Raw genomic sequence first — 19,519 nt, forward strand, 5'->3', positions numbered from 1 at the left:
GATTACCGATCTTCTGCGCCGCCCGGTTCCGCCGGGTGGCTTTTTTTTCGTTTCCCGCCGGATTGCGCCCGATCGGCCCGGTGAGATCTGTTCACTTGAGGCAAGTCTAATCCATTTAAAAACATCTGTTGCAAGCGCTTCGGATCGATGCATAAATTGCCCCATCCCCGGTCGGATCCGGCCTGCGACCTCCCAACGCAAAAGGGTAAAGACAGTTTCATGATGAACAGGCTCTCCACCAACGACGTGCCGCAGCCCGCCCCAAGGTCGTCTGAACCTGGCCAGCTCGCCGTCGAAATCCTCGAACGTCTGAAGTACCGCATCGGCAAGGACCCGAAGGTCGCCAAGCCGCATGACTGGCTGACGGCGGCGATCCTGGTCGCCCGCGACCGCATCACCGACAAGTGGATGGACTCCACCCGCAAGACCTACGCGACCGGTGCCAAGCGCGTCTATTACCTCTCGCTCGAGTTCCTCATCGGCCGCCTGATGCGCGACGCCATGACCAATATCGGCCTGATGGACGAGATGCGCGATGCGCTGGCCTCCCTCGGCGTCGATATCGACGTCGTCGCCCAACTCGAGCCGGATGCGGCACTCGGCAACGGGGGCCTTGGCCGTCTCGCCGCCTGTTTCATGGAATCGATGGCGACCGTCGACGTACCGGCCTATGGCTACGGCATCCGCTATATGCACGGTCTCTTCCGCCAGCAGATGGCCGATGGCTGGCAGGTGGAGCTACCGGAAACCTGGCTTGCCCATGGCAACCCTTGGGAATTCGAACGGCGCGAAAGCTCCTACGAAATCGGTTTCGGCGGGGTCGTCGAAACCGCCAATATCGACGAGGAAATCCAGCGTTTCGTCTGGAAACCGGCCGAACGCGTCATTGCCACGGCCTTCGACACGCCTGCCGTCGGCTGGCGGGCAAAGCGCGTCAACACGCTGCGCCTGTGGACGGCGCAGCCGATCGATCCGATCCTGCTGGCCGCCTTCAACGCCGGCGACCACATCGGCGCGCTGAAAGAAAGCAACAAGGCGGAAAGCCTGACCCGCGTTCTCTATCCCGCCGACGCGACGCCGGCCGGCCAGGAACTACGGCTGCGCCAGGAGTATTTCTTCTCGTCTGCCTCGCTGCAGGACATCCTGCGCCGCCATCTGCAGCAATACCCCGATTTCACCTCGCTGCCGGACGCCGTCGCCATCCAGCTGAACGACACCCACCCGGCGATCTCGGTTGCCGAACTGGTGCGGCTCCTGACCGACCTGCACGGCCTCGATTTCGAGCAGGCCTGGGACATCACCCGCCGCACGATCTCCTACACCAACCATACGCTTCTGCCGGAAGCACTTGAAAGCTGGCCGGTTCCGCTGATCGAGCGGCTGTTGCCGCGCCACATGCAGATCGTCTACGCGATCAACGCCAAGATCCTGATCGAGGCGCGTAAGCAGAAGGGTGCGACTGACGACGAGATCCGCAACATCTCGCTGATCGACGAAAGCGGCGAACGGCGCGTGCGCATGGGCAACCTTGCCTTTGTCGGCTCGCACTCGATCAATGGCGTTTCGGCGCTGCATACGGAGCTGATGAAGGAAACGGTCTTTGCCGACCTGCACAAGCTCTACCCTGATCGCATCAACAACAAGACCAATGGCATCACACCGCGCCGCTGGCTGATGCAGTGCAATCCTGGCCTCTTCGGGCTGATCCGCGACGCGATCGGCGACGAGTTCATGGACAACACCGAAGCTCTTCAAGCGCTCGACGCCTTCGCGGACAAGGCCGACTTCCAGGAGCATTTCGCCGCCGTCAAACGCGCCAACAAGGTACGCCTCGCCCAGCTCGTCCAAAGCCGGCTCGGCATCCGGATCGATCCGTCGGCGATGTTCGACATCCAGATCAAGCGCATCCACGAGTACAAGCGCCAACTCCTCAACATCGTCGAGGCTGTGGCGCTCTATGACCAGATCCGCTCGCATCCCGAACTCGACTGGGTACCGCGCGTCAAGCTCTTCGCCGGCAAGGCGGCGCCGAGCTACCACAATGCCAAGCTGATCATCAAACTTGCCAATGATGTCGCCCGCGTCGTCAACAACGACCCAGCGGTGCGTGGTCTCCTCAAGATCGTCTTCGTGCCGAACTACAACGTCTCTCTCGCCGAGATCATGGTTCCGGCCGCCGATCTCTCCGAGCAGATCTCGACCGCCGGCATGGAAGCGTCCGGTACCGGCAACATGAAATTCGCGCTGAACGGCGCGCTGACGATCGGCACGCTCGACGGCGCCAATGTCGAGATGCGTGACTGGATCGGCGAGGAAAACATCAAGATCTTCGGCATGACGGCCGAAGAGGTGACCAAGGCGCGGGCCGAAGGGCACAACCCCCGCGCCATTATCGAAGGATCGCGTGAACTGTCGCAGGCGCTCCAGGCGATCGCCTCGGGCGTCTTCTCGCCGGATGACCGCAATCGCTTCTCCGGCCTTATCGAAGGGCTCTACAATCACGACTGGTTCATGGTTGCCGCCGATTTCGAGGCCTATGCCAAGGCCCAGCGCGAGATCGACCAGCTCTGGACGACGCCGTCGGAATGGTACGCGCAGGCAGTTCGCAACACCGCACGGATGGGCTGGTTCTCGTCCGATCGCACCATCCGGCAATATGCCGGAGAAATCTGGAGAGCCGGATGACATCTTCGGCCGGCAAGGATCCGGAACCCGCAGCTTCAGGTCTGCTGTCAGCGCCGGATATAGCGGCCATCCTCAAGGGCACGCACGACGACCCGTTCGCGGTCCTCGGCGTGCACCCCGCCGGCAAGGCGCTCTTTGCCCGCTGCTTCATTCCCGATGCCGAGGCCGTGACGGTGGAAACACTGGCCGGCAAGGAACTCGGCGCGCTCGAACGGCGTGACGATGCCGGCTTCTTCGAAGGCCCCGTGTCGCTGAAAAAGCCCCAGCCGGTGCGCTACCGCGCCAGCAATCAGGGTGGCGAGTGGGTGGTGGTCGATCCCTACAGCTTCGGTCCGGTGCTCGGGCCGATGGACGACTACTACATCCGCGAGGGCTCGCATCTCCGCCTCTTCGACAAGATGGGCGCCCATCCGATCGAGCATGACGGTGCGAGCGGCTATCATTTCGCCGTCTGGGCACCGAACGCCAAACGCGTTTCGGTCGTCGGCCAGTTCAACGACTGGGATGGTCGGCGCCACGTCATGCGGCTGCGCGCCGACACCGGCATCTGGGAAATCTTCATTCCCGGGGTCGTGGCGGGCCTTGCTTACAAATACGAGATCCTCGACCGCAACGGTACGCTGCTGCCGCTGAAGGCCGACCCCTTTGCCCGGCGCTCCGAGCTTCGTCCCAACACCGCTTCGATGACGACGCCGGAGATCGTGCAGACCTGGGACGACGAGGCGCACCGCAAGCACTGGGCCTCGACGGACGCCCGGCGCCAGCCGATTTCGATCTACGAGGTGCATGCCGGCTCCTGGCAGCGCCGCGACAATGGCGAGATGCTCTCCTGGGACGAGCTCGCTGACCGGCTGATCCCCTACTGCGTCGACATGGGCTTCACCCATATCGAGTTCCTGCCGATCTCGGAATTCCCGTTCGATCCGTCCTGGGGCTACCAGACGACCGGCCTCTATGCGCCGACCGCGCGCTTCGGCGAGCCCGAAGGTTTTGCCCGTTTCGTCAACGGCTGCCACAAGGTCGGCATCGGCGTCATCCTCGACTGGGTGCCAGCGCATTTCCCGACCGACGAACACGGCTTACGCTGGTTCGACGGCACAGCACTTTACGAGCATGAGGACCCGCGCCAGGGCTTCCACCCCGACTGGAACACGGCGATCTACAATTTCGGCCGTCAGGAAGTGCTGTCGTTCCTCGTCAACAACGCGCTCTACTGGGCGGAAAAATTCCATGTCGACGGCCTGCGCGTCGATGCCGTCGCCTCGATGCTCTACCTCGACTATTCGCGCAAGCACGGCGAATGGGTGCCGAATGAGTACGGCGGCAACGAAAACCTCGAAGCGGTTCGCTTCCTGCAGACGATGAACACCCAGATCTACGGCATCCACCAGGGCATCCTGACGATCGCCGAGGAATCAACATCCTGGCCGAAGGTCTCCCATCCGGTTCACGCCGGCGGTTTGGGCTTCGGCTTCAAGTGGAACATGGGCTTCATGCACGACACGCTGCAATATCTGTCGCGCGAGCCGGTTCATCGCAAGTTCCACCACAACGACCTGACCTTCGGCCTGCTCTATGCTTTCAGCGAGAACTTCGTTTTGCCGCTGTCGCACGACGAAGTCGTGCACGGCAAGGGCTCGCTGATCGCCAAGATGGCCGGCGACGACTGGCAGAAGTTTGCCAATCTTCGCGCCTACTACGCCTTCATGTGGGGCTATCCCGGCAAGAAGCTTTTGTTCATGGGCCAGGAGTTCGCACAGTGGCGCGAATGGTCCGAGGAGCGCGCGCTCGACTGGAACCTGCTCGAATACCACCTGCATGAGGGCATGCGGCGGCTGGTGCGTGACCTCAACGGTACCTACCGCGCCAAGGCTGCATTGCACGCCCGCGACTGCGAGGGCGACGGCTTCGAATGGCTCCTTGCCGACGACCGCGACAATTCGGTCTTTGCCTGGTTGCGCAAAGCGCCCGGCGAGAAGCTGGTCGCCGTCATCACCAACTTCACCCCCGTCTATAGGGAAGACTACAGCGTTCCGCTGCCGATCGAAGGTCGCTGGAAGGAGATCCTCAATTCGGATGCGGAGATCTACGGAGGAAGCGGCAAGGGCAACGGCGGCGCCGTTCAAGCCAAGAAGAACACCACAGGTGCGATAATGGCCAGCATCACGCTGCCGCCTCTGGCGACGCTGATGCTGGAACAGGAATAAGCAGCCAATTTCGAGGGCCGCGAGGTGTCGCCGAAAGCCGCCTTGACGACCCCGAGGACAATGTTTGGGGAGGACAAACGGTGGAAAAGCGTACGCAACCTCTGGCACGTGATGCCATGGCCTATGTTCTCGCTGGCGGTCGCGGCAGCCGTCTGAAGGAACTGACCGACCGACGGGCGAAACCGGCCGTCTATTTCGGCGGCAAGGCCCGCATCATCGACTTCGCGCTTTCGAATGCGCTGAACTCCGGTATCCGCCGCATCGGCGTTGCCACCCAGTACAAGGCGCACTCGCTGATCCGCCATCTGCAGCGCGGCTGGAACTTCTTCCGGCCTGAGCGAAACGAGAGCTTCGACATCCTGCCGGCCAGCCAACGCGTTTCCGAAACGCAGTGGTACGAGGGCACCGCCGACGCGGTCTATCAGAACATCGACATCATCGAGGACCACGGCGTCGAGTACATGGTGATCCTCGCCGGCGACCATATTTACAAGATGGACTACGAATTGATGCTGCAGCAGCACGTCGATTCCGGCGCCGACGTCACCATCGGCTGCCTCGAAGTGCCGCGCATGGAAGCGACCGGTTTCGGCGTCATGCATGTCGACGACAAGGACCGTATCATCGCCTTCGTCGAGAAGCCCGCCGATCCGCCGGGCATTCCCGGCAATCCCGACATGGCGCTTGCCTCCATGGGCATCTATGTCTTCCACACGAAGTTCCTGATGGATCTTCTGCGCCGCGACGCTGCTGATCCGAAATCGAGCCGCGACTTCGGCAAGGACATCATCCCCTACATCGTCGACAACGGCAAAGCCGTCGCCCACCGGTTTGCACAGTCCTGCGTGCGCTCCGATTTCGAGCGCGAGGCCTATTGGCGCGACGTCGGCACGATCGACGCCTATTGGCAGGCCAATATCGACCTCACCCACGTGACGCCCGAGCTCGACATCTACGACAGCACCTGGCCAATCTGGACCTTTGCCGAGATCAAGCCGCCGGCGAAATTCGTGCATGACGACGAGAACCGCCGCGGCTCGGCAACGTCGTCGCTCATCTCAGGCGACTGCATCATTTCCGGCGCCGCACTCAATCGCAGCCTGTTGTTCACAGGCGTCCGGGTAAATTCATATTCCCGTTTGGAGAATGCCGTAGTTCTTCCCGATGTGAAGATCGGTCGCCATGCGACGCTGCGTAACGTGGTCATCGACAGCCGTGTCGTGATCCCGGAGGGCCTCGTCGTCGGCGACGATCCGGAGCTCGATGCCAAGCGTTTCCGGCGTTCGGAAAACGGCGTCTGCCTGATCACGCAAACGATGATCGACAAACTGGGAATGTAGGCACTCCATGAACGTCCTGTCCGTTGCGTCCGAAGTCTATCCGCTGATCAAGACCGGGGGGCTCGCCGATGTCGTCGGCGCGCTGCCCTCAGCGCTTTTGCCGCACGGCGTCAAAACCCGCACTCTGGTGCCCGGCTATCCCGCCGTGCTGCAGAAGCTGAAGAAGAAAAAGAAGATCAGCACCTTCGACAACCTGTTCGGCAATCCGGCCACGGTCCTTTCGGCCGAGATCGACGGGCTCGACCTTCTGATCCTCGACCAGGCCGCACTCTACAATCGCGACGGCGGCCCTTACGTCGACGCGACCGGCCTCGACTATGCCGACAACTTTCGCCGCTTCGCAGCGCTTTCGCTGGCCGCCGCAGAAATTGCCGCCGGCGATGTCGTGCCTGGCTGGAAGCCCGATATCGTCCATGCGCACGACTGGCAGACGGCGCTGACACCCGTCTACATGCATTTCGGCCGCGCTACCGAAACACCGACGGTCATGACGATCCACAACATTGCCTTCCAGGGGCAGTTCGGCGCTTCGGTCTTCCCCGAGCTTGCGCTGCCTCCCGAAGCCTTTTCGATGCAATTCGTCGAATATTACGGCGACGTCGGCTTCCTGAAGGGCGGCCTGCAGACGGCGGACGCGGTCACCACCGTCAGCCCTTCCTATGCGCAGGAGATCCTGACGCCCGAATTCGGCATGGGTCTCGAAGGTCTGTTGAAGAGCCGCGTCGCCGATCTCTCGGGCATCGTCAACGGCATTGACGCCGATGTCTGGGACCCGCAGACCGACCCGCATATCGCCCAGCATTTCAGCGCCACAACACTGAAGCAGCGCGCCGGCAACCGTCGGGCGCTCGAAGAACGCTTCGGCCTCGAAAAAGGCAACGGCCCGATCTTCTGCGTCGTCAGCCGGCTGACCTGGCAAAAGGGCATGGACCTCGTCGCCGAAGTCGCCGACGAACTCGTCGCGATGGGCGGCAAGCTTGTCGTGCTCGGCTCCGGCGATGCGGCGCTTGAAGGCGCCCTTCTCGCCGCCGCCTCCCGCCACCGCGGCCATATCGGCATGGTCACCGGCTACAACGAGCCGCTATCGCACCTGATGCAGGCGGGCTCCGACGCGATCCTCATTCCGTCGCGGTTCGAGCCCTGCGGCCTGACCCAGCTCTATGGCCTGCGCTACGGCTGCGTACCGGTCGTCGCCCGTACCGGCGGTCTTGCCGATACGATCATCGACGCGAACGAGGCAGGCCTTGCGGCCAAGGTTGCTACCGGCTTTCAATTCACGCCTGTCAATGGCGACGGGTTGCGACTTGCGATCCGGCGCGTGCTGCGTGCATACAGCGAGCCCAAGGTCTGGGCGAAAATTCAGACCCAGGGCATGAAATCGGACGTTTCCTGGGCCACAAGTGCCGAGCGTTACGTCTCACTATATTCCGGTCTTCTCGGGAAAGGTTAAGTCAGCATGATAAGAACGGTTACCACAACCCCCTATGGCGACCAGAAGCCTGGCACGTCGGGGCTGCGCAAGAAGGTCCCGGTCTTCCAGCAGAAGAACTATGCCGAGAACTTCATCCAGTCGATCTTCGATTCGCTCGAGGGCTTTCAGGGCGAGACACTGGTGATCGGCGGTGACGGCCGCTACTACAACCGCGAAGTCATCCAGATTGCCCTCAAGATGGCAGCGGCCAACGGCTTTGGCCGCGTGCTCGTCGGCCGCGGCGGCATCCTGTCGACGCCGGCCGCCTCCAACGTCATCCGCAAGTACAAGGCTTTCGGCGGCATCGTGCTTTCCGCCAGCCACAATCCCGGCGGTCCGACCGAAGATTTCGGCATCAAGTACAATATCGGCAATGGCGGCCCGGCGCCGGAAAAGATCACCGACGCGATCTTCGCCCGCAGCAAGGTGATCGACAGCTACAAGATCTCCGACGTCGCCGACATCAACCTCGATGCCGAAGGCACGCAGGAACTCGACGGCATGACGGTCACCGTCATCGATCCGGTCGCGGATTATGCCGAACTGATGGAGAGCCTGTTTGACTTCGGCGCCATCCGCAAGCTGATCTCGGGCGGCTTCCGTGTCGTCTTCGATGCGATGAGCGCCGTCACCGGTCCCTACGCCAAGGAGATCATCGAGAAGCGTCTTGGCGCGCCCAAGGGCTCGGTGATGAACTTCATTCCGCTGCCGGACTTCGGCGGCCATCATCCCGACCCGAACCTGGTGCATGCCCGCGCCCTCTACGAAACGATGATGGCGCCCGACGCGCCTGATTTCGGCGCCGCCTCCGACGGTGACGGCGACCGCAATCTCGTCATCGGTCGCGGCATCTTCATCACGCCATCCGACAGCCTCGCCATGCTTGCCGCCAACGCGCACCTGGCGCCGGGCTATGCCAAGGGCATCGCCGGCATCGCTCGCTCGATGCCGACCAGCGGTGCTGCAGACCGCGTCGCCGAGAAGCTCGGGATCGGCCTCTACGAAACGCCGACCGGCTGGAAATTCTTCGGCAACCTGCTCGACGAGGGCATGGCGACGATCTGCGGCGAAGAAAGTGCCGGCACCGGCTCCAACCACGTGCGCGAGAAGGACGGCCTCTGGGCGGTCCTGCTCTGGCTCAACATCCTTGCCGCCCGCAAGGAAAGCGCGCTCGATATCGTTGAGAAGCACTGGGCGACTTACGGCCGCAACTACTACTCACGCCACGACTATGAAGAGGTCGATTCCGACGCAGCCAACGGCCTGATGGCCAACCTGCGCGACCAGCTTGCCACGCTTCCCGGCAAGTCTTTCGGCGCGCTCAAGGTCGAAACGGCTGACGACTTTGCCTACAACGACCCGGTCGACCATTCCGTCAGCAAGAACCAGGGCATCCGCATCCTGTTCGAAGGCGGTTCCCGCGTCGTCTTCCGCTTGTCGGGTACCGGCACCTCGGGCGCGACGCTGCGCGTCTACATCGAGCGCTTCGAGCCGGATGCCGCACGTCACGGCATCGACACCCAGGAAGCGCTCGCCGACCTCATCGCCGTTGCCGACGAGATCGCCGGCATCAAGACCCGCACCGGCCGTACCGAGCCGAGCGTGATCACCTGAGACACTGCACAAGGGCCGCTTCATGCGGCCCTTCTTCTTTCGACCGTTCCCCCATGTCCGGGCAGAGGGGGTGAGCGGCGTATACGTTGAGCAAGAGGGCCGCTTTCATGACGACGATCGGAAATCCACCCCTCGGAGCCACCATTACGCCTGAAGGCACCGTGTTTTCGGTCTGGTCGCGCAATGCCGCCCGCATCGATCTCTGCCTGTTCGACAAGTCCGGCGCCAAACAACTGCGGCAACTGCCGATGGAACGAAACGGCGACGTTCACAGCCTCACGGTCAAGGACGCCCCGAAGGGAACGCGGTATGGTTTCCGCGCCGATGGCGTCTATTCGCCCGATCACGGCCTCTGGTTCGATCCGTCCAAGCTGCTGGTCGATCCCTATGCCGTTGAACTCGACCGACCCTTCCAGCATGATCCGCGCCTGACGATCTTTGGCGAGGAGACCGCCAACCTCGTGCCGAAGGCGATCGTGTCTGATGTCAAATCGGTCAAGCCGAAAGCCCCGCTCTTCCGCACCGGCGGCCTGATCTACGAGATCGCCGTCAAGCCTTTCACCATCCTGCATCCGGAAGTGCCCGAGGCCAAGCGCGGCACGGTGGCGGCACTCGCAGAACCCGTGATCATCGATCACCTCAAGCGTCTTGGCGTCTCGACAATCGAGCTGATGCCGATCGTCGCCTGGATCGACGAGCGCCACCTGCCGCCGCTCGGGCTCAGGAATGGCTGGGGCTACAACCCGATCGCGCCGATGGCGCTCGATCCGCGCCTGGTGCCGGGCGGCATCAAGGAGTTGCGCAAGACGGTCGAGACGCTGCGCAAGGCCGGCATCGGCGTCATCCTCGATCTGGTCTTCAACCACTCCGGCGAAAGCGACCGCTTCGGCACCACCTTGTCGATGCGTGGCCTCGACAACCTGACCTATTACCGCCACGTCACCGACCGGCCGGGCGAACTCATCAACGACACCGGCTGCGGCAACACCATTGCCTGCGACAATCCGGTGGTCGAGGCGCTGGTCCTCGACAGTCTGCGCCATTTCGTGCGCGCCGCCGGCGTCGATGGCTTCCGCTTCGATCTCGCCTCGATCCTCGGCCGCGACATGGGCGGCTTTCATCGCGATGCTTCACTTTTCCAGGCGATCTCGGCCGATCCATTGCTTGCTGACCGCGTGCTCATTGCCGAGCCCTGGGACATCGGCCCCGGCGGCTACCAACTCGGTAACTTCCCGTCACCCTTTCTTGAATGGAACGACCGCGCCCGCGACGACATCCGCATCTACTGGCGCGGTGACCGCCACTCGATCGGCGCCTTGGCGACAGCCCTTGCGGGCTCTTCGAACAGTTTTGGCCGTTGGGGCGACAGCGGGACGCGAACGGTCAACTTCATCGCCGCCCATGACGGTTTCACGCTCGCCGATATCGTTTCTTATGCCGGCAAGCACAACGAAGCCAATGGCGAGGAAAACCGCGACGGCCACAACGAGAACCATTCGTGGAACAACGGCGCAGAGGGTCCGACCACCGATCCAGATATCCTCGCGGCCCGACGCCACGATGTGATGGCGCTCATCGGCACACTGTTTTCCACCCGCGGCGCGATCATGCTGACCGCCGGAGACGAAGGCGGGCGCAGCCAGAAGGGCAACAACAATGCCTATTGCCAGGACAACGGCATTACCTGGCTCGACTGGACCACGATGGATGACGAAATCGTTGCCCACACCGCTGCCCTGTCGGCAATGCGCGCTCGCTTCAGTGTGTTCGAAGAGACCACATTCCTGACCGGAAGCGGCGACGTCGAATGGCGGCGCCTCGACGGGCACCTGATGACCGTCGGCGACTGGGAGCATCCGGCAACCGACAATCTGATGATGGTGCTCGCCACCCGTGACCGGCTGCAGAAGCGGCCGACACGCCTTGCCGTCGTCATCAATCGCAGCCACGCCCCCCACCCCATCAGGCTTCCTGACAGCATCGACGGAAAGTGGCAGGATGCGCTTGAAGCGCCTACGATCCCGGACCATGTCGCGCCCCGGTCCGTCGCCTTCCTGGTGGAGGTTTTCTAAGGCTTTTCCACCACTTGCAGGTTGCAACGGGCGAGCCTATAGATCGTGCGGGGGCTTGTTTCGGGGCGTTCACATGCTTGAGGACATTTCACTTTCTGAGATCAAGGCTCTGGCCGGCAAGGAGGTCGGGGTTTCCGACTGGATCACGGTCACGCAGGAAACGATCGACAAGTTCGCCGAGGCGACCAGCGACTACCAATATATCCACGTCGATCCGGTGCGCGCTGCGGCCGAAACGCCGTTCGGCGGCACGATTGCGCATGGTTTCCTGTCGCTCTCGCTGCTTTCGGCGATGAACTACAATTGCCTGCCGAAGATCCGCGAGCAGACCATGGGGATCAACTACGGCTTCGAGAAAGTGCGCTTCATTGCGCCGGTGAAAAGCGGTGCCAAGGTGCGCGGTCACTTCACCATGGCCGACGCCCGCTTTCGCGGCGCCAACATGCTGATGATCACCTACGACGTCAGCGTCGAGATCGAGGGCGAGCGCAAACCGGCACTGACCGCCACCTGGCAGACGATCATCCAGTTCGATCCCAAGGATCGGCCGGCGGATGCGTAAGCGTCGCGCGACCATGTAAGCCCAAATGAGCGCAATCGTCATCATCGAGCCTGCCGACACGCGTTTCGTCCGCGAGTTTGCCGGCTGCGACTTTTCCTTCGAGGTGGCATCCGAGGCACTGCCACCTTTCACAGGTCCCGGCCTTGGCGCTGTCGCTCCCGTCGAAGCATACACAAAAGCCTATGAGGCAGATCCGGAAGAGTTGACGGACGCATCCGCAGAGCCGGACGCTGCCCTCTTTGTCGCACGCATCGACGGAAAGCTTGCCGGTTACATCGCTCTGTCGAAAGCGTGGAACGGCTTTGCCGAAGTCGACGACATTGCGGTCGACACAGACGCTCGCCGCGCCGGCGTCGCCAAGGCACTCATGGACCGGGCGGTCTCTTGGGCAAATGAACAGGGCCTGCCGGGGATCCGGCTCGAAACCCAGTCGAACAATGTCGGGGCCTGCCGCTTCTACGAACGCTACGGCTTCGAACTCGCCGGCTACGACCGGCATCTCTACTCCGCCCTGACGCCCGGAACCCGCGAAATCGCGCTCTATTGGTACTTCCGGTTTTAACCGCGCGAAGAAGATGATCGGGGGACGCCAAAGGCATTCCCCCGATCTGATGGCTCAAGCGGATGCGGAAAGGCTCAAGCGGCTCCCCTTCCCGAACTGGGCGGTAATCTCAGTGGCCAGCGTCTTCAGCACCTTCAGACAGCAGCCCGAAGACGAAGGGCGAGAAGGACCGCCAGCACTCGACGCGGAACTGATCCTCGGCCGTGCGGAAGAGGATGATCTCCGCCTTGCCGAAGATCGTGCGCGAGCAGGCGCCGACCGGGAAGATCGCCAGCGACAGATCCTGCGGGCAGCCGCTGTTGATGGCCACGTCCGCACCCGGACCACTGACGATGACGGCGACATTGCGGTGCGAGATGTCGACCGCCGAATGCAGCGTGCCGCTCGAGGCTGCTGCCGCCATCAGGTCGGCTTCGCCTTCGTCAAACACCAGCCACTCGTCGGGGCCAATCCACAAGGCATGACGCTGGCCTGAGGAGGCCGAAGTCTTCGGCCGCGTCGGAAGCGTGACGCCGAGGGCTGCCGACAGCGCGGCAAGCGCGTCGGCGCCGGCGCGCAGCGAGATGCGTGTCGCGCCCGGAGCCGGCGTCAGGATCGCTTCGGCCGAGCCGCCGCGTGCGGTGAGTGCCGCCTTGCGGCTTGCAGTAACCTGGTCAGCCATGGAGACGGCCCCCTTCCTTGTCAAAGAACACCATGTCGCTCACTTCAACGGCGATGGTGCGATCGGTCATCGGCACATAGAGCGTCTGGCCGAGCCGCTCGCGGCCCCCGGCGACCATGGCGAGCGCGATCGAGCGACCGCAGTTTTCCGACCAGTAGGACGACGTCACGTGGCCGAGCATGGTCATCGGCTTCGGCTGGTTCGGATCGGCGACGATCTGTGCGCCTTCCTCCAGCACCACCTTCGGATCCTTGGTCAAAAGGCCGACGAGCTGCTTCCGGCCGTCCTTGACGAGATCCGGACGCTTCAGGCCACGGATACCCACAAAGTCGGGCTTCTTCTTCGAGACCGCCCAGGACAGGCCGGCATCGTCAGGCGTCAGCGTGCCGTCGGTGTCCTGGCCGACGATGATGTAGCCCTTCTCGGCGCGCAGCACGTGCATGGTTTCCGTGCCGTAGGCGCAGGCGCCCATCGGCTCGGCGCGTGCCCAGATCGCCTCCCAGACCGCCTGGCCGTAATCGGCCGGAACGTTGACTTCGAAGCCGAGCTCGCCGGTGAACGACATGCGGAAGAGCCTTGTCGGCACACCGCAGATCTTGCCTTCGGCCACGCTCATATGCGGGAAGGCCTCGTTGGAAAGGTCGATGCCTTCGACGAGCGGCGCGATGATCTCGCGCGCCTTCGGACCCTGCACGGCGATGACGGCCCATTGTTCCGTCGTCGAGGTCAGCCACACCTTCAGGTGCGGGAACTCCGTCTGCAGATAGTCTTCCATGTGGTTCATGACGCGCGGCGCACCGCCGGTCGTCGTCGTCACGTGGAAGCGATCCTCGGCCAAGCGGCCGACCACGCCGTCGTCATAGACGAAGCCGTCGTCGCGCAGCATGATGCCGTAGCGGCAGCGGCCGGGCTTCAGGTTGTCCCAGGCGTTGGTGTACATCAGGTTGAGGAACTGGGCCGCATCCGGGCCGACGACCTCAATCTTGCCGAGCGTCGAAGCGTCGAAGACACCCGCGACGTCACGCACCGTCTTGCATTCGCGCGCCACCGCCTCATGCATGCCCTCTCCCGACTTCGGATAGAACCAGGCGCGCTTCCAGTTGCCGACATCCTCGAACTCGGCGCCGTGCGCCTCCTCCCAGGCATGCATCGGTGTCTTGCGGGCCGGATCGAAGAGAGCACCGCGCGAATGGTTGACGATCGTGCCGAAGGTCACCGGCGTATAGGGCTGGCGGAAAGTCGTCAGGCCCACCTGCGGGATATCCTTGCCGAGCGCTTCGGCGGCGATCGCCAGGCCATGCATGTTGGAAAGCTTGCCCTGGTCGGACGCCATGCCGTTGGTGGTAAAGCGCTTGATGTGCTCGATCGAGTGCATGCCTTCGCGCACCGCCAGACGAATGTCCTTGGCGCAGACATCGTGCTGGAAGTCGATGAAGGCCTTGACGGTGGTGTCCGGTCCGGCCCCTTCGGCAGCGCCGATCATGCCACCCGTCCAGCCGAAGCGGTTTTCGCCCGAAAGTGTGACCTGCGTTCCGCCTTCGGCACCCGCTGCACGCGCGGTCAGTTCGCCAGCGGCAAGCGCCTCGTCGATGGTTGCCTGCAGGTCGTCGGCACCGTTGCAGGCGCCGATCGACAGGCAATCCTGCAGATAGGTGCCCGGCAGGAAGCGCTGCGTCGCCGCGTCGAACTTCACCTTGCCGCGCGACTGCGAGAAGAGATGCACCGAGGGCGTCCAGCCGGCCGAGACCAGCAATGCATCGACGGCGAACTTGCGCGCCGAGCCGCCGCCGTTGCGGGCAACGCTGATCGAATTGACGCGCAGCTTGCCGCCGGCCTTGATCACCGAATGGCCGGTCAGCACTTCGATGCCGAGCTTGCGCGCTTCCGCAAGCACCGCCTCGCCCGGGTTCTCGCGGCAATCGACGATCACGGGAACCGAGACACCGGCACGCTTCAGGTCGAAGGCTGCCTCATAGGCCGAGTCGTGGGCGGTATAGACGCCGACCTTCGAACCGACGGCGACGCCGAAGTGGTTGAGATAGGTGCGGCCGGCCGAAGCGAGCATGATGCCCGGACGGTCATTGTTGGCAAACACCATGTGCCGCTCGATCTGGCCATTGGCGAGGATCACCTTCTTGGCACGCACCTGCCACAGCCGCTCGCGCGGCAGCGACTTGTCGAGGGCGGCGAGATGATCCGTCACCCGCTCGACCAGGCCGACGAAATTGTGGTTGTAGTAACCGAAGCCGGTGGTTCGGGTCAGAAGCGTGACATTGTCCATGGCGGCAAGCGCCTTGGCCGTATCCTGCGCCCAGTCCCAGCCGTCCTTGCCGTCGATCGTCGTGCCGCTTTCATAACGAAGCGCGCCGCCGACTTCCGGCTGTTCGTCGCAGATGATCACCTTGGCGCCGGCCTTGGCCGCGGCAAGGGCTGCCGAAAGACCGGCAACGCCGGCACCGACGACCAGCACGTCGCAATGGGCATAGCGGCTGGCATAGTGATCCGGGTCCGCTTCCGTCGGGGTAACGCCGAGACCGGCGGCACGGCGGATGAAGGGTTCGTAGATCGCGTGCCAGGCAGCCTTCGGCCACATGAAGGTCTTGTAGTAGAAGCCGGCAGCGAAGAACGGCGACATCAGGTCGTTGAGGCCTCCGACGTCGAAGGCGAGCGATGGCCAGCGGTTCTGCGATTCCACCTTCATGCCGTCGAAGACTTCCTGGACCGTGGCGCGCACGTTCGGCTGACGACGGGCGGCGTCACGCGAAACGTCGAGCAACGCGTTCGGCTCTTCCGCGCCTGCCGAGAGAATGCCGCGCGGGCGGTGATACTTGAACGAGCGGCCGACGAGATGAATGCCGTTGGCAAGCAGCGCCGAGGCGACCGTGTCGCCCTCGAGCGCCGTCAGCGTGCGGCCGTCGAAGGTGAAGCGCGCGGTGCGGGCCGGTGTCAGCCGGCCGACGCCTGGAATGCGATTGGCGCCCATCATTTCGCGGCTCCCTTATCCTGCCCGTTCTTGTCCTGCTCGCTCTGAAGAATGGCGGCGATATCCGGCTTCGGCTCGCCGGCCTTGTAGGTGGTGTAGAAACGGTCGCTGACCGTGTCGCGGGCGGCGTTGAAGAACCGGCCGCAACCATGGATATGGCGCCAGCGTTCGAAGATCAGACCCTTCGGGTTCTGACGCAGGAAGAAGTACTCCTCGAATTCCTCGTCGGTGATGTCGGCGATGTTTTCGGGGCGGGCAATATGGGCGTCGCCGGCGCCGCGGAATTCGAGCTCGGAGCGCTCTTCTTCGCAGTAGGGGCAATAGATCAGAAGCATCTCGAAATCCTCAGTGCGCAACGGCGGCAGCTGCCGCCTCGTCGATGAGCCGGCCGGTGCGGAAGCGCTCCAGCGTCAGGCCCGCGGCCAGGCGATGCGGCTCGCCCTTGGCGATCAGATGGGCGAAGAGGTTGGCCGAGCCCGGCGTCGCCTTGAAGCCGCCCGTACCCCAGCCAGCGTTCAGGAACAGGCCCGGAACCGGGGTCACGCCCTGGATCGGCGAGCGGTCCTGGGTGACGTCGACGATGCCGCCCCACTGGCGCATCATCTTGACGCGCCGGAACATCGGGAAGAGCTCGCAGATCGCATCCAGCGTATGGGTGATGATCTGCAGGCCACCGGTCTGAGAATAGGAATTGTACTGGTCGGTGCCGGCGCCGATGACGAACTCGCCCTTGTCGGACTGCGAGATATAGGCATGCACCGAGTTCGACATGACGACGCAGGGGAAGATCGGCTTCAGCGGCTCGGAGACCAGCGCCTGCAGCGGCTGGCTCTGCAGCGGCACGCGCACGTCGGCCATCTGCATCAGCACCGAGGTGTGGCCGGCGGCGGAGATGCCGACCTTCTTGGCGCCGATGTAGCCGCGATTGGTGTCGACGCCGATGACACGGCCGGTCTCGTCGCGGCGGATGCCGGTGACTTCGCAGTTCTGGATGATGTGCACACCGCGGTCGGAGGCAGCGCGGGCGTAGCCCCAGGCAACGGCATCGTGGCGGGCGGTGCCGCCGCGGCGCTGGAGTGCCGCACCGTTGATCGGATAGCGCGCGGTCTTGGCGATATCGAGCGGCGGGCAATAGGCCTTGGCCTGTTCCGGCGTCAGCCACTCGTTGTCGATGCCATAGAGACGGTTGGCATTGATATGACGCTTGAACGACTGCTGGTCATGGATGTTGTGCGACAGCATCATCACGCCGCGCGGCGAATACATGACGTTGTAGTTCAGGTCCTGCGACAGGTTTTCCCAGAGCTTCAGCGAGTGCTCGTAGATGTCCATGCTCTCTTCATAGAGATAGTTGGACCGGATGATCGTCGTATTTCGGCCAGTATTGCCGCCGCCGATCCATCCCTTCTCGAGCACCGCGACATTGGTGATGCCGTGCTCCTTGGCAAGATAATAGGCTGCACCCAGGCCATGACCGCCGCCGCCGATGATGATCACATCATACTCTTTGCGCGGCTCCGGCGACGCCCAGTGCGGGCCCCACCCCTTGTGGCCGCGCAACGCCTCGCGCGCCACGGCGAAAACTGAATATTTGCGCATCGGCCTTATACTCCATGAACCCCGTTCTCATTGGCGTTAGAAATCGCAAATCCGAGACCTGTGCAACGTTTCTTTTGCGACGCAATTGCGTGGACTTGCGCGCAGTTGCGACATGGCTACGGATCGGTTACGCGGAGGACGAGAAGTGGTGCAGCGCCTGCATCCGAGGATTTTTCAGCGCTTCCTCATGTCGTCGCTGGACTTTCGATATGCGATCTGGTATCCGCTCCACTAATCGTAAAGCTTTCAGCTCAGCGAATGTCATTCTTTTGCCTCCGGCACCTGACGGAGCTGCAAACAACTCGAACCAAAGGAACGGGATTCACGTGCAGGTACTTGTCCGCGATAACAATGTCGATCAGGCGCTCCGCGCTCTCAAGAAGAAGATGCAGCGCGAAGGCATTTTCCGCGAAATGAAGATGCGTGATTACTACGAAAAGCCGTCCCAGAAGCGCGCCCGCGAAAAGGCTGAAGCCGTTCGCCGCGTCCGCAAGCTGGCACGCAAGCGTGCACAGCGCGAAGGCCTCCTGGCCCGCTGATTGTCGTTTTTTCGACGCTTTCTGATGTAAGTCGTGGCGGGGGCGAAGTATCGCCACCGCCTTTTTTTGGTATGGACAACGTTTCCACCGACAGGCTAGCGTGCTCAACGCTGCCAGCGGCGGACGGCCAACCGGAGTGTTTGACCGGTGGTCTGCTGGAGCCTGATTAGGCCCGGCTTGAGGAGCCCGCGGGGAGTTTCGGGGCTCCAGAAACCGAAAGCCAATGGCTTTCGAGACCTTGTCGATTTGAGGGATCAACCTTTGACACTTGCTGCCATGACTGCGGACGTCTCCGGTTTTACTGTCCAAGAGGCGTCTCGCCGCCACCAGCGCAAGCCGAGGCTTGCCGCCATGCTGATCCTCGGTTCGGCACTTCTTCTCGCAGGCTGCACCACCGACGGCCCCGATTCCGTCACCAACAAGGTCGAGCGCGAACAGGGCTCGCAGGAAAACATCGCCTCGCTGTCGAGCGTCATCGCCTCGAACCCGAGCGATCCCGAAGGCTACAACGTCCGCGGCTCGGCTTACGGCCGTGCCGGTGAGTACCGCCGGGCCATTGCCGACTTCGACCAGGCGATCCAGCTCAACCCGCGCTTCTACCAGGCCTATGCCAACCGCGCGCTCGTCCATCGCAACATGGGCAACACCCAGGCAGCCCTTGCCGACTACAACTCGGCGCTGCAGCTCAATGCGAACTACGACGTTGCCTATATCGGCCGCGGCAATCTCTATCGCCAGGCCGGACAGCTCGATTCCGCCTTCAACGATTTCAACAAGGCGATCCAGCTCGACACGACCGATCCGCGCGCCTACCACAACCGCGGTCTGATCTACCAGGCACGCAACCAGCACGGCCCGGCGATCGAGGACTTCTCGACGGCGATCTCGCTGTCGCCGAGCTCGCCGGAGCCCTATAACGGCCGCGGCATCTCCTATGTCGCGCAAGGGGACGACGATAACGCCTTCTCCGACTTCAACACCGCGATCAATCTCAACGGCAAGGTTGCCGAATCCTGGGCCAACCAGGCACTGGTCTATGAGCGTAAGGGCGACAAGGCGAAAGCCTCCAAGTCCTATTCGCACGCGCTGCAACTCGACCCGAAATACGAGCCGGCCCGCGCCGGCCTTGCCCGCGTCAAGGCCTCTTAAGCGCCCCGATCCTGCCTATTCGAGACGCCCGCGATCCAATCGCGGGCGTTTTTTGTTTGCGCCGGGGCGAGCCCT

General features: G+C 63.0%; 14 protein-coding genes. 10 read left to right on the forward strand and 4 right to left on the reverse strand.

Features of this window, described 5'->3' with window-relative positions:
- The first annotated feature begins 222 nt into the window (after positions 1 to 222).
- From MKZ91_RS25310 to MKZ91_RS25345, 8 genes are all read left to right on the forward strand, one after another.
- Complete coding sequence (locus MKZ91_RS25310) at positions 223 to 2,685, forward strand: glycogen/starch/alpha-glucan phosphorylase (protein ID WP_442892349.1); 2,463 nt, start codon at positions 223 to 225, stop codon at positions 2,683 to 2,685.
- Complete coding sequence (gene glgB / locus MKZ91_RS25315) at positions 2,682 to 4,892, forward strand: 1,4-alpha-glucan branching protein GlgB (RefSeq protein ID WP_336173787.1); 2,211 nt, start codon at positions 2,682 to 2,684, stop codon at positions 4,890 to 4,892. The genes MKZ91_RS25310 and glgB overlap by 4 nt, the downstream gene beginning before the upstream one ends.
- An 80-nt stretch (positions 4,893 to 4,972) precedes the next feature.
- Complete coding sequence (glgC, locus tag MKZ91_RS25320; RefSeq protein WP_336173788.1) at positions 4,973 to 6,232, forward strand: glucose-1-phosphate adenylyltransferase; 1,260 nt, start codon at positions 4,973 to 4,975, stop codon at positions 6,230 to 6,232.
- Positions 6,233 to 6,239: 7 nt separating this feature from the next.
- Positions 6,240 to 7,682, forward strand: a complete 1,443-nt coding sequence (gene glgA / locus MKZ91_RS25325; protein ID WP_336173789.1) for a glycogen synthase GlgA — start codon at positions 6,240 to 6,242, stop codon at positions 7,680 to 7,682.
- A gap of 6 nt (positions 7,683 to 7,688) precedes the next feature.
- Positions 7,689 to 9,317, forward strand: a complete 1,629-nt coding sequence (locus MKZ91_RS25330; RefSeq protein ID WP_336173790.1) for an alpha-D-glucose phosphate-specific phosphoglucomutase — start codon at positions 7,689 to 7,691, stop codon at positions 9,315 to 9,317.
- Positions 9,318 to 9,424: 107 nt separating this feature from the next.
- Positions 9,425 to 11,389, forward strand: coding sequence for a glycogen debranching protein GlgX (gene glgX, locus MKZ91_RS25335; RefSeq protein WP_336173791.1), 1,965 nt, complete (start codon positions 9,425 to 9,427; stop codon positions 11,387 to 11,389).
- A 73-nt stretch (positions 11,390 to 11,462) separates the two neighbouring features.
- On the forward strand, positions 11,463 to 11,951 hold the full coding sequence (locus tag MKZ91_RS25340) for a MaoC family dehydratase (RefSeq protein WP_336173792.1): 489 nt from the start codon (positions 11,463 to 11,465) through the stop codon (positions 11,949 to 11,951).
- Between the two features lie 25 nt (positions 11,952 to 11,976).
- Entirely contained in the window at positions 11,977 to 12,513 is a 537-nt protein-coding gene (locus MKZ91_RS25345) for a GNAT family N-acetyltransferase (protein WP_336173793.1), read from the forward strand.
- A gap of 109 nt (positions 12,514 to 12,622) precedes the next feature.
- On the opposite strand, the gene MKZ91_RS25350 is transcribed toward MKZ91_RS25345, so the two are convergent.
- From MKZ91_RS25350 to MKZ91_RS25365, 4 genes are read right to left on the reverse strand one after another with little or no spacing between them, the layout of a single operon-like run.
- Positions 12,623 to 13,174 (reverse strand): sarcosine oxidase subunit gamma, encoded by a 552-nt coding sequence (locus MKZ91_RS25350; protein WP_336173795.1) that lies wholly within the window; start codon positions 13,172 to 13,174, stop codon positions 12,623 to 12,625.
- Positions 13,167 to 16,160, reverse strand: coding sequence for a sarcosine oxidase subunit alpha (locus MKZ91_RS25355; protein WP_336173796.1), 2,994 nt, complete (start codon positions 16,158 to 16,160; stop codon positions 13,167 to 13,169). The genes MKZ91_RS25350 and MKZ91_RS25355 overlap by 8 nt, the downstream gene beginning before the upstream one ends.
- The gene (locus MKZ91_RS25360) at positions 16,157 to 16,492 is read right to left on the reverse strand and encodes a sarcosine oxidase subunit delta (RefSeq protein ID WP_336173797.1); all 336 of its coding nucleotides are present in this window, start codon (positions 16,490 to 16,492) and stop codon (positions 16,157 to 16,159) included. The genes MKZ91_RS25355 and MKZ91_RS25360 overlap by 4 nt, the downstream gene beginning before the upstream one ends.
- A gap of 10 nt (positions 16,493 to 16,502) precedes the next feature.
- Positions 16,503 to 17,756, reverse strand: coding sequence for a sarcosine oxidase subunit beta family protein (locus tag MKZ91_RS25365; protein WP_336173798.1), 1,254 nt, complete (start codon positions 17,754 to 17,756; stop codon positions 16,503 to 16,505).
- A 326-nt stretch (positions 17,757 to 18,082) separates the two neighbouring features.
- On the opposite strand from MKZ91_RS25365, the gene rpsU reads away from it, so the two are divergent.
- Complete coding sequence (rpsU, locus tag MKZ91_RS25370) at positions 18,083 to 18,295, forward strand: 30S ribosomal protein S21 (RefSeq protein WP_034786884.1); 213 nt, start codon at positions 18,083 to 18,085, stop codon at positions 18,293 to 18,295.
- Between the two features lie 261 nt (positions 18,296 to 18,556).
- On the forward strand, positions 18,557 to 19,444 hold the full coding sequence (locus MKZ91_RS25375) for a tetratricopeptide repeat protein (RefSeq protein ID WP_336173800.1): 888 nt from the start codon (positions 18,557 to 18,559) through the stop codon (positions 19,442 to 19,444).
- The last annotated feature ends 75 nt before the right edge of the window (positions 19,445 to 19,519 follow it).

Origin of the sequence: Ensifer sp. MJa1 (genome assembly GCF_037026475.1) — a bacterium.
Lineage (GTDB): Bacteria > Pseudomonadota > Alphaproteobacteria > Rhizobiales > Rhizobiaceae > Ensifer.

Bases quoted from the DNA above. Each gene is read 5' to 3' on its own strand.
- glgB (WP_336173787.1), top strand. From the start codon at position 2,682: ATGACATCTTCGGCCGGCAAGGATCCGGAACCCGCAGCTTCAGGTCTG.
- MKZ91_RS25330 (WP_336173790.1), top strand. From the start codon at position 7,689: ATGATAAGAACGGTTACCACAACCCCCTATGGCGACCAGAAGCCTGGC.
- MKZ91_RS25310 (WP_442892349.1), top strand. From the start codon at position 223: ATGAACAGGCTCTCCACCAACGACGTGCCGCAGCCCGCCCCAAGGTCG.
- MKZ91_RS25340 (WP_336173792.1), top strand. From the start codon at position 11,463: ATGCTTGAGGACATTTCACTTTCTGAGATCAAGGCTCTGGCCGGCAAG.
- MKZ91_RS25350 (WP_336173795.1), bottom strand. From the start codon at position 13,174: ATGGCTGACCAGGTTACTGCAAGCCGCAAGGCGGCACTCACCGCACGC.
- MKZ91_RS25360 (WP_336173797.1), bottom strand. From the start codon at position 16,492: ATGCTTCTGATCTATTGCCCCTACTGCGAAGAAGAGCGCTCCGAGCTC.
- MKZ91_RS25355 (WP_336173796.1), bottom strand. From the start codon at position 16,160: ATGATGGGCGCCAATCGCATTCCAGGCGTCGGCCGGCTGACACCGGCC.
- glgX (WP_336173791.1), top strand. From the start codon at position 9,425: ATGACGACGATCGGAAATCCACCCCTCGGAGCCACCATTACGCCTGAA.
- MKZ91_RS25345 (WP_336173793.1), top strand. From the start codon at position 11,977: ATGAGCGCAATCGTCATCATCGAGCCTGCCGACACGCGTTTCGTCCGC.
- MKZ91_RS25365 (WP_336173798.1), bottom strand. From the start codon at position 17,756: ATGCGCAAATATTCAGTTTTCGCCGTGGCGCGCGAGGCGTTGCGCGGC.
- glgA (WP_336173789.1), top strand. From the start codon at position 6,240: ATGAACGTCCTGTCCGTTGCGTCCGAAGTCTATCCGCTGATCAAGACC.